This window comes from Paracoccus sp. P2 (assembly GCF_046335115.1).
GTDB lineage: Bacteria > Pseudomonadota > Alphaproteobacteria > Rhodobacterales > Rhodobacteraceae > Paracoccus > Paracoccus pantotrophus.
Genome location: NZ_JBGOSN010000008.1, coordinates 75,664 through 84,998 on the forward strand (window position 1 = coordinate 75,664; position 9,335 = coordinate 84,998).

Annotated in this window: 11 protein-coding genes; 6 read left to right on the plus strand and 5 right to left on the minus strand. The window is 69.5% G+C overall.

What is annotated here, in order from left to right; genetic code table 11:
- Window positions 1–18 precede the first annotated feature (18 nt).
- From ACDP63_RS07480 to ACDP63_RS07490, 3 genes are all read left to right on the plus strand, one after another.
- On the plus strand, window positions 19–1,452 hold the full coding sequence (locus tag ACDP63_RS07480; protein ID WP_024844764.1) for a mannose-1-phosphate guanylyltransferase/mannose-6-phosphate isomerase: 1,434 nt from the start codon (window positions 19–21) through the stop codon (window positions 1,450–1,452).
- Window positions 1,453–1,529: 77 nt separating this feature from the next.
- Window positions 1,530–2,525, plus strand: coding sequence for an ABC transporter substrate-binding protein (locus tag ACDP63_RS07485; protein ID WP_409927882.1), 996 nt, complete (start codon window positions 1,530–1,532; stop codon window positions 2,523–2,525).
- Between the two features lie 49 nt (window positions 2,526–2,574).
- On the plus strand, window positions 2,575–3,183 hold the full coding sequence (locus ACDP63_RS07490) for a YitT family protein (RefSeq protein WP_024844766.1): 609 nt from the start codon (window positions 2,575–2,577) through the stop codon (window positions 3,181–3,183).
- A gap of 168 nt (window positions 3,184–3,351) precedes the next feature.
- Here the strand turns inward: ACDP63_RS07490 and ACDP63_RS07495 are convergent, their stop codons facing one another.
- Both ACDP63_RS07495 and ACDP63_RS07500 read right to left on the minus strand, forming a co-directional pair.
- Window positions 3,352–3,696: an arsenate reductase family protein gene (locus ACDP63_RS07495; protein WP_036747688.1), complete on the minus strand. Its 345-nt coding sequence runs from the start codon at window positions 3,694–3,696 to the stop codon at window positions 3,352–3,354.
- A gap of 85 nt (window positions 3,697–3,781) precedes the next feature.
- Window positions 3,782–5,077 (minus strand): DUF3422 family protein, encoded by a 1,296-nt coding sequence (locus tag ACDP63_RS07500; protein WP_028709946.1) that lies wholly within the window; start codon window positions 5,075–5,077, stop codon window positions 3,782–3,784.
- A gap of 181 nt (window positions 5,078–5,258) precedes the next feature.
- Between ACDP63_RS07500 and ACDP63_RS07505 the strand changes: the two genes are divergently transcribed.
- Both ACDP63_RS07505 and ACDP63_RS07510 read left to right on the plus strand, forming a co-directional pair.
- Window positions 5,259–5,768, plus strand: a complete 510-nt coding sequence (locus tag ACDP63_RS07505) for a murein L,D-transpeptidase family protein (protein WP_024844769.1) — start codon at window positions 5,259–5,261, stop codon at window positions 5,766–5,768.
- A 265-nt stretch (window positions 5,769–6,033) separates the two neighbouring features.
- Window positions 6,034–6,303, plus strand: coding sequence for a hypothetical protein (locus ACDP63_RS07510; RefSeq protein ID WP_024844770.1), 270 nt, complete (start codon window positions 6,034–6,036; stop codon window positions 6,301–6,303).
- 102 nt (window positions 6,304–6,405) lie between these two features.
- Here ACDP63_RS07510 and ACDP63_RS07515 read toward each other — a convergent pair whose 3' ends face one another.
- The 3 genes from ACDP63_RS07515 to gmk are packed head-to-tail and all read right to left on the minus strand — an operon-like array spanning window position 6,406 to window position 8,611.
- On the minus strand, window positions 6,406–7,458 hold the full coding sequence (locus ACDP63_RS07515; RefSeq protein WP_409927883.1) for an ATP-binding protein: 1,053 nt from the start codon (window positions 7,456–7,458) through the stop codon (window positions 6,406–6,408).
- Window positions 7,455–7,982, minus strand: a complete 528-nt coding sequence (locus ACDP63_RS07520; protein ID WP_024844772.1) for a gamma carbonic anhydrase family protein — start codon at window positions 7,980–7,982, stop codon at window positions 7,455–7,457. The genes ACDP63_RS07515 and ACDP63_RS07520 overlap by 4 nt, the downstream gene beginning before the upstream one ends.
- The gene (gene gmk / locus ACDP63_RS07525) at window positions 7,979–8,611 is read right to left on the minus strand and encodes a guanylate kinase (protein ID WP_024844773.1); all 633 of its coding nucleotides are present in this window, start codon (window positions 8,609–8,611) and stop codon (window positions 7,979–7,981) included. The genes ACDP63_RS07520 and gmk overlap by 4 nt, the downstream gene beginning before the upstream one ends.
- Before the next feature lie 184 nt (window positions 8,612–8,795).
- Here gmk and ACDP63_RS07530 point away from each other — a divergent pair.
- A partial coding sequence (locus ACDP63_RS07530) for a PAS domain-containing protein (protein WP_409927884.1) occupies window positions 8,796–9,335 on the plus strand: 540 nt, incomplete at its 3' end.

Sequence of the window (9,335 nt, forward strand, 5' to 3'; positions counted from 1 at the left end):
GCCGATGGAGCGATATCGATGACGATCACCCCCGTTCTGCTGGCCGGCGGCTCCGGCACCCGGCTCTGGCCCGTCTCGCGCAAGAGCTTTCCCAAGCAATTCGCCCCGCTGGTCGGCGAGGAAAGCCTGTTCCAGGCCTCGGCCCGCCGCCTGTCGGGACCGCGCTACGGCGCGCCGCTGGTGATGACCAATGCGGATTTCCGCTTTATCGTCGCCGAACAGCTGGACCAGATCGGCATCGTGCCCTCGGCCATCCTGATCGAGCCCGCCGGCCGCAACACCGCCCCGGCGATCCTGGCCGCCGCGCTGGCCGCCGCCGAAAAAGACCCCGATGCGCTGCTGCTGGTCGCGCCTTCGGACCATGTCGTGCCGGATGCCGAGGCTTTCGGCCGCGCCGTTGATCTGGGCCTGCCCGCCGCGCGGGCCGGCCGCATCGTCACCTTCGGCATCACCCCCACCCGCCCCGAGACCGGCTATGGCTACATGGAGGCCGAGGGCGGGGCCGACAGCGGCGGCGAAGCCCCGCTGGTGCTGAAACGCTTCGTCGAAAAGCCCGACGCGGCGAATGCGGCGCGGATGATCGCGCAGGGCAATTTCCTGTGGAACGCCGGCATCTTCCTCTTCGCCGCCCGCACCATGATCGACGCCTTCAAGGCCCATGCACCGGACTATCTTGCCCCCGTGCAGGCGGCGCTGACCGAGGCGCGCATGGATCTGGGCTTCCTGCGGCTTGCGCCCGAACCCTGGGACCGGCTGCCCGACCTGTCGGTGGATTATGCGGTGCTGGAGAAGGCCGACAACCTGTCGGTCGTGCGCTATTCGGGCCATTGGTCGGATCTTGGCGGCTGGGACGCGGTCTGGCGCGAGATCCAGGATGCCGCGCCGGCCGAACGCGGCGCCGTGACCGATGCCCGCTCGACCGCGATCGACTGCGACAACGTGCTGCTGCGCTCGCAGGACGAGGGGATCGAGGTGGTGGGCATCGGCCTGCGGGACGTGATGGTCGTGGCCACTGACGATGCCGTTCTGGTCGCCGGCATGGACCGCGCGCAGGAGGTGCGCAAGGCGGTCAGCGCGCTGAAGGCCAAGGGCGCGCGCCAGGCCGAGCATTTCCTGCGCGACCACCGCCCCTGGGGCTGGTTCGAGACGCTGGCGCTGGCCGACCGCTTCCAGGTCAAGCGCATCGTCGTCAATCCCGGCGCCGCGCTGTCGCTGCAATCGCATTTCCACCGCTCGGAGCATTGGATCGTGGTTTCCGGCACCGCGCGGGTGACGGTGGATGAAACCGTGACGCTGCTGACCGAAAACCAGTCGATCTATGTGCCGCTGGGCGCGGTTCACCGGCTGGAAAACCCCGGCAAGGTGCCAATGGTGCTGATCGAGGTGCAGACCGGCGCCTATCTGGGCGAGGATGACATCGTCCGCTACGAGGATGTCTATTCGCGCGGCTGACCCGCTCGCGGCATCGTGGGGCGCGCCGGCTTGCGGGGCCGGTGCCTGCCGTCTAACCATGGCCGGCGATGAAACGGATGACGAAAACCCCGATCGCGGCCGCATTGCTGCTGGTCCTTGCCGCGCTGACCGCGCGGGCCGAGGATCTGACCGTGCAGCTGAGCGGCGTGGCGCCGGCCGAATCCGCCGGCTATCTGGTCGCCGAGGCGCGCGGCTATTACGCCGAGGAAGGGCTGACCGTGCGGCTGCTGGCCGCGGATCAGGCGGCCCCGCCCTTCGAGACGCTGGCGCGGGGCGAGGCCGATCTGGCGGTCGCCTGGATGTCCACCGCGCTGGTCGCCCGCGAAAACGGCCTGCCCTTGGTCAATATCGCGCAGATCTTCGCCCGCCCCGCGCTGCGGCTGACCTGCCTGCGCGAGACGGGCGTGACAAGCGCCGCCGATCTGCGCGGCAAGACCATCGGCAGCCGGTTCGGCGGCACGGAATATCCGCTGCAGGCCTGGCTGAACCGGCTGGGACTGGTCGCCGACGGCAGCCCGTCCGGAGTCAGCCTGCTGGCGCAATGGCCGGGGGCCGAGATGCTGCGCCAGAAACAGGCCGCCTGCATCAGCACGCTCAGCCACGACCCGGTGCCGGGCGAGGGGCTGGTCGAACTCGATCCGCAGGACCAGGGCGCCGCGGTGCTGGAGGATGGGCTCTATGTCCTGGCCGGCGCCCTGACCGCCCCCGAGGCCGAGGCGCGGCTGGCCCGGTTCCTGCGCGCCAGCATGAAGGGCTGGCACGAGGCGGTCGCGGCGCCCGAGGACAGCGCCCGGTTGATTCTTGGTCCCGACCCTGATCCGGGCGCCTTGCAGCAGCAGGCCGGGATGCTGCGCGGCATCGCCGGGCTCCTGTCGGCCACCGGCGCGCTGGACGAGGCGGATTATCGCCGCACGGTCGAGACCCTGCGCGCCGGCGGCAGCCGCGCGGTGCTGCGCCGCGAGCCCGAGGGCGCCTTTACCGCCGCCGTCAGCGACCGCGCCACGCCGCCCGAAGCCGCCGCCGCAGACCGCGACGCCGCGCCGCTGCGCTGATCGCAATGCCCCCTTGCCGGCCCCGCCGGGCGCGGGCAAGAGGAGGCGCATGAGCGACGACACCCCTTCCCCACGCCACAGCCCCATCGAAGATGCGCAGGGCCTGGCCTATGGCAGTTTCATGGCCGCGGTTGGCGTGCTGCTGCTGACGCATCTGGGCTTTGTCACCGGCCAGACGGCGGGGCTGGCGATCCTGATCTCCTATGCGACGGGTTGGGGCTTCGCGCCGGTCTTCTTCGTGGTGAACCTGCCGTTCTACTGGCTGGGCTATCGCCGGCTGGGGCTGGGCTTCATGCTGAAATCCTTCATCGCCGTGGCCACGATGTCGGCGCTGGTCGCCATCCTGCCGTCGGGGCTGCAATTCGGCCATGTCCACCCGGCGGTCGGGGCGCTGCTGGTGGGATTCCTGACCGGCTCGGCGCTGCTGGCGCTGTTCCGGCACGGCGCCTCGCTGGGCGGGGTCGGCATCGTGGCGCTGTATCTGCAGGACGCCACCGGCTTTCGCGCCGGCTGGACGCAGCTGATCTTCGACGCCTGCCTGTTCGCCTGTGCGCTGATGCTGCGCGACTGGCAGCTGGTGGCCTGGTCGTTCCTGGGCGCGCTGGTGCTGAACCTGGTGATCGCGATCAACCACCGCCGCGACCGCTATGTCGTCTAGGAGCGGCCGGGAAGGATCTTGAGCCCGTCCTGCGAAGGAGATGGTCCCCAAGCTGGCGCAATTCGGCCCGGACATTCGCGTTTTCCGGGCCGTTCCTGGCAAACGCCCCGGATTCCAGAGCCGGGTCGAGGCCCCACGCCGCTTTTCGGCAGCCGGCCAGGGGGCGACTCAGGCCGCCACCCCCAGCGCGCGCTTGACATTCGCGGTCCAGCCCAGCAGCCGCTTGTCGCCCTCGACGATCGCCGGCCGCTTCATCAGCGAGGGCTTGGCCGAAAGCATCTGCAAGGGCGTGCCGGCACGCTCGTCCTCGGACATGCCGCGCCAGGTCAGGCTGGCGCGGTTCACCAGCTTCTCGCCGAAATCGGTGATCATGCGCTGCCATTCGTCCTGGTCCAGCGGCGCCTTGGCCACGTCGCGGAACTCGACCTGCCAGCCCGCGGCCTGCAACTCGGCCTGCGCCTTCTGGCAGGTCGAGCAATGGGCAAGCCCATACATCTGAAGCCGCCCGGCCATCACGAACGGTCCTGGGCAGGCGGGGTGGAAAGGGATGATGGTGCCTGGATCATGCGATTGCTCCTTCCTGGCGGTTGGTTGGGGGCTAATGGCCGGCGTCATGCAGCCGGGCGCGGATGCGCCGCATCCCCAGCCAGACGCCCAGCACCGCGACGGGGGTCAGGACCGCGACCAGCACCGCCTTGTCGATATGCAGCGCATGGGCCAGCGGGTAAAGCGCATAGCCCAGAAGGCCCACCGCGTAATAGCTGATCGCCACCACCGACAGCCCTTCGACCGTGTGCTGCAGCCGCAATTGCAGGTCGGCGCGCCGGTCCATGCGCTGCATCAGTTCCTGGTTCTGGGCGCTGCGCTGGACATCGACGCGGGTGCGCAGCAATTCGCCGGCGCGCTCGCTGCGGTCCAGCATGGCCGAGAGCCGCTTCTCGGCCGATTTCGCGGTGCGCATGGCGGGCAGATAGCGCCGCGCCATGAACTCGGTCAGCATCTGCCCGCCCAGGAAGCGCGATTCGCGCAGCGAGGCGATGCGGTCCATGACGATGGCCTCATAGGCCGCATTGGCGCCGAAGCGGAAGGCATGCTGGGTCGCGGCGCTTTCCAGCCGGGTCGAGACCGACAGCAGGTCTTGCAGCACCGCGTCGGCCGGACGGCTCTCGTCGCTCATGCCCTGGACGATGTCGCTGAGCTGCGGGTCCAGCGCATTGAGCTGCCGGGTCAGGTCGCGCGCGCGCCCCAGGCCCAGCATCGACATGGCGCGATAGGTCTCAAGGTCCAGCAGCCGCTGCACGATGCGGCCGATCCGGCCCGGCTGCGTGTTCGGCTTGACGAAAAGCGCAAAGCGCATCCAGCCGGCCGGGTCGATGCGGAAATCGCCGGCGACCACCGCCGCTTCCTCCAGCACCCAGACCGAGGCCATGCTGTCGGCCGCGAACCATTCCGACAGGCGCGGCAGGATCTCGGCCGGGTCGTCGGGCAGGATGTCGACCTGGATCATCACCGCCGCGACGCGCTTGCCGGGCGCCTGGTGCTGCCAATCCTCGGGAAAGATCGCCCCGGCGGAAGGATCGAAGGGCCGCGGCGGCAGGCCGGGCGCAAAGGCGGCATAGGTCACGAACTCGGTATGGCTTTCCCAGCGCAGCTGGTGGCGGCCAAGCTGCGCGGTGTAATGGCCCGCGCTGGTATCGGGGCGCGGCGCGCCGTGGCGGGCGCAAAGCTGGGCCAGATGCGCGACATCCCTGCCCCGGTCGCGGTTGGCGGCGTCCCGCGGCTCCTTGATGGCCAGATACACCGCCGTGCAGGGCGCCTGGAGCCGCGGCGAGGGCCGGGCGTGCAGTTCGTTGACCAGCGCATAGCGTTGGGGGTGTTCGTCTTCGTCGTTCATGGCCGCATGATTAGCCGCTGCCGCGTTTCTCGCAACAGGAAAGCCCAGCGATTCCGAGGCGCTGGCAAATCTGCCACGGGCCGGGCACGCCGCATCAGGATTTCGTGAAGCCAGGCTGCATTGCCCGGCCAGCCGCTGGGGGGCAAAATGGCCAAAACACCGGATCGAGGGGCAGGACAGGATGACGGGCTGGCTGGGACGTATCGTCGCATTGGGGCTTTTGCTTGGGTTGGCGGCCTGCGGCCCCAGCAAGTTCAAGAGCTATTCCGGCCCGCCCGTGACGCAGGTCGTGGTCAACAAGGGCGCGCGGCAGATGCTGCTGCTGAACGGCAACACGGTGCTGAAGGCCTATCGCATCGGGCTGGGCAATGAGCCAGTCGGCCACAAGCAGTTCGAGGGCGACGGCCGCACCCCCGAAGGGCTTTACTATATCGACCGCCGCAATCCCGACAGCCGCTATCACCTGTCCATCGGTATCTCCTATCCCAATCCGCATGACTCGATGCAGGCCGCCGAGCTGGGCCGCAGCGCGGGCAGCGACATCTTCATCCACGGCCAGGGGCCGGAGGGCCGCACCCTCTCCAGGCAGAGACCCGACTGGACCGCCGGCTGCATCGCCGTCACCGATGCCGAGATCGAGGATGTCTATGCCATGGTGCGCGACGGCACGCCGATCCTGATCACGCCCTGAGCATCCGCCAGCCCGAAGGCCCGGCCCGAAGACGGTACCGATTCGGCCCGCCATGGCAGCGCGTGGGCCCGGTGATGCTGCCGTTTCAAGGCCGGATCCGACCGTTTTCGGACAGGATCCGGCCCCTTTCGGCCGGGGGTCGAGCCGGCCGGCCGCCATACGCGCAAAGCTTGTATGGCAGACCTGTTCAAAAGGGCATATACTCATCGGCGGCGGCAAGGATTAACAATTTACATTAAAATGTTAACTCCAAGCTTCATCCCCCATGTACCTGCCCCCCATCATCCATGACGCCCTGATCGATTCGGCCGAAACCAAGGGCTACGTGCCCGGCGCCATCGAAAGCGTCATGCGCTTCGGCCCGCATTCCCGCTGGCGCGCGGGGGTGATTGCCGATTGTTCGGCCAAGCGGTCGCAGGCCCTGGCCACGCGCTGCGCGCTGCTGATCCCGCGCAAGGGCAGGCGCACGCTCAAGCTGGCGGTGCATCCCGCGCTGCCGGCCGATGTGATAAAGTCGATGCTGAACGCGATCTGAAGACCGATGCGCCCGCCCCATGGCAATGGACGCCGCGGGAGGATGCCGGCCGGCGAACCCGCGCCGACCTTGCCGGTGCCGAAGCTCAGCTGCCCCGCCGCTTCAGATCCGGCCGATCTGTTCGGGCAGGATGACGGTGAAGCGGCTGCCCTGCCCGCGCTCGCTTTCGATGCGCAGCCGGCCGCGATGCCGGTTCACGATATGCTTGACGATGGCCAGGCCCAGCCCGGTGCCGCCCTGCTCGCGCGAGCGATGCGTGTCGACGCGATAGAACCGCTCGGTCAGCCGCGGCAGGTGCTGGGGCTCGATCCCCTCTCCCTGGTCGGCGACGCAGACCGCCCAGGCCGGGCCGCGCAGCACCGGCTCATGCGCCAGCCGCTCCAGCGTCACCGTCACCACCCCGCCGGCGCCGCCGTATTTCACCGCATTCTCGACCAGGTTGTGAAACACCTGCACCAGCTGGTCGGCATCGCCGGGCACCGGCACCTTGCCGGCCGGTGCCTGCAACTCCAGCCGCACCCCGGCAGCCGCGGCGGCGGGCGCCAGCGTGGCCACGACGCCACGCAAGAGCCCGGCCAGGTCCAGGTTCTGCGCCGGGCGGCGGCGCTCGTCCTGTTCGACCCGGCTCAGCGACAGAAGGTCGGCCACCAGCCGGTTCATCCGCCCCGCCTCGCGCTCCATGATGTCGAGGAAACGGTCGCGCGCGGCCGGATCGTTGCGGGCCGGGCCGCGCAAGGTCTCGATGAAGCCCATCAGCGCGGTCAGCGGCGTGCGCAGCTCGTGGCTGACATTGGCGACGAAATCGCGGCGCATCTGCTCGGTTTCCTCGTCGCGCGAGCGGTCCTCGATCGCCACCGCCGCGCCCAGCAACCCCGGCGCCCGCAAGGCCGTCACCGTCACCTCGCAGAACACCCGCCGGTCGGCCGCGCCCAGGGTGACGGCCAGCTGCGCCCGCTCCTGCCCGGCCAGCACGGCATCCAGCGCGGCATTCACTTCGGGATGGCGCAGCACGGTGACAAAGGGCCGCCCGCCCGGCACCGCGCCCAAAAGCGCCTCGGCCGCCTCATTGGCGCCGATGATGCGCGCATGGCTGTCCATCGCCAGCATCGCCACCGGCACGCCGCGCAGCAGGGCGTGCAGCCGCTCTTCGATCATCCGCGCGCGACCTGCGCCAGCCCCTGGCGAAAGCGGACGGCGTTGCGGTGATAGCCCTCGGCCGATTGCAGCAGCCGCGCGCGTGCCGCCTCGTCCAGTTCGCGCACCACCTTGCCCGGCGCCCCCATGACCAGCGAGCCGGGCGGGATCACCTTGTTCTCGGCAATCAGCGCCCCGGCGCCGATCAGCGAGCCGGCGCCGATCCGCGCCCCGTTCAGGATGATCGCGCCCATGCCGATCAGCGCGCCGTCCTCGATGGTGCAGCCGTGCAGGATGGCGCGGTGGCCGATGGTGCAGTTCGCGCCGATGCTCAGCGGATAGCCGATGTCGGTATGGCAGACCGTCAGATCCTGCACGTTCGAGTTGCGGCCGACGCGGATCTCCTCGTTGTCGCCGCGCAGCACGGCGCCGAACCAGACGCTGGCGCCCGGCTCCAGCACGATCCTGCCCATCAGCTGCGCATCCGGCGCCACCCAGGCATCGTCGGCGATTTGCGGCGCGATGCCGTCCAGTTCCCAGATCATGCGCTTTCCTCCTCCATGAGCGCGCGGACGAAGGGGCCCAGCCCCACCTGCCGGGCGCGGCGCATCCGCTCGGCCCGCAGGATGGTCTTGAGCGCCTCGGCGCTGCGGTCCAGGTCATCGTTGACGATGACATAGTCGTATTCCGCCCAATGGCTGATCTCGTCGCGGCTCTTGCGCATGCGCGCGGCGATCACCTCGGGCGCGTCCTGCTGGCGCCCGACCAGCCGCCGCTCGAGTTCGCGCAGGCTGGGCGGCAGCACGAAGATCGAGATCACATGTCCGCCCAGCGACGAGGCGCGGATCTGCTGGCCGCCCTGCCAGTCCACGTCGAACAGCGTGTCGCGCCCGGCGCGCATCGCCTCTTCGACCGGGCCGCGGGGGGTGCCGTAGAAATTGCCGAAGACCTCGGCATGTTCCAGCATCTCGCCTGCGGCGACCATGGCGCGGAACTGCTCGGGGCTGCGGAAATAGTAATGCTCGCCCTCGACCTCGCCGGGGCGCGGCTTGCGTGTCGTGGCCGAGACGGAAAAGCGCAGGCCGGGATCCCAGTCCATCAGCCGCCGCGCCAGCGTCGATTTCCCCGCCCCCGAGGGCGAGGACAGGATCACCAGAAGTCCGCTGCGCTCCATGCTTCTCCGCCTTGTTCCCCGCATTCCAGCGCCGCCTGAATGGCCCCGCCCGCCAGCAGGGTCAAGCCCGCACCGCGGGGCGACCTCTTAACCAGCGGTAAAGAATTCGCTCGGCAGCCGGAAGGGAAAGGTCTAGATTTGCGGCAAGGGCTGGTTTCGTGGGTGACAGGTAAGGCCGGGACGGATGGCGAACGACCACGGAGAGGACGGGGATTCCCCGTACGGAGCCGATTCGCCTCGGCCTCGGCCCGGCAAGCTGCTGCATCTGGCCGATTACGAACCCGTCCAGCTCGAGCGCATCTTGGGCGAATTGCGCGGCTACTGGGAAGGGCTGCGCCATGGCCGCGCCATTCCCGACCGCGCCGATGTCGAGCCGCGCGGCATCCGCCGTTCGCTGGACTATGCCTTCATCCTGGAACGCATCGCGCCGGGTGCTGCCCGGTTCCGCCTGGCCGGGCGGCATCTTGTCGACCTGATGGGGATGGAGGTGCGGGGCATGCCGCTTTGCGCGTTTCTGCACACCAGTTCGCGGGGCCGGCTGTCGGACGTGCTGGAAAGCGTGTTCCGCGCCCCGCAGATCGCCGAGATCGCGCTGGCCTCGCCCGCCGGCTATGGCCGCCCGGCGCTGGAAGGGCGAATGCTGCTCTTGCCGCTGCGCTCGGACCTGGGGGACGTGACCCGGGCGCTTGGCTGCCTGGTCGCCGAGGGCCGGATCGGGGGGGGG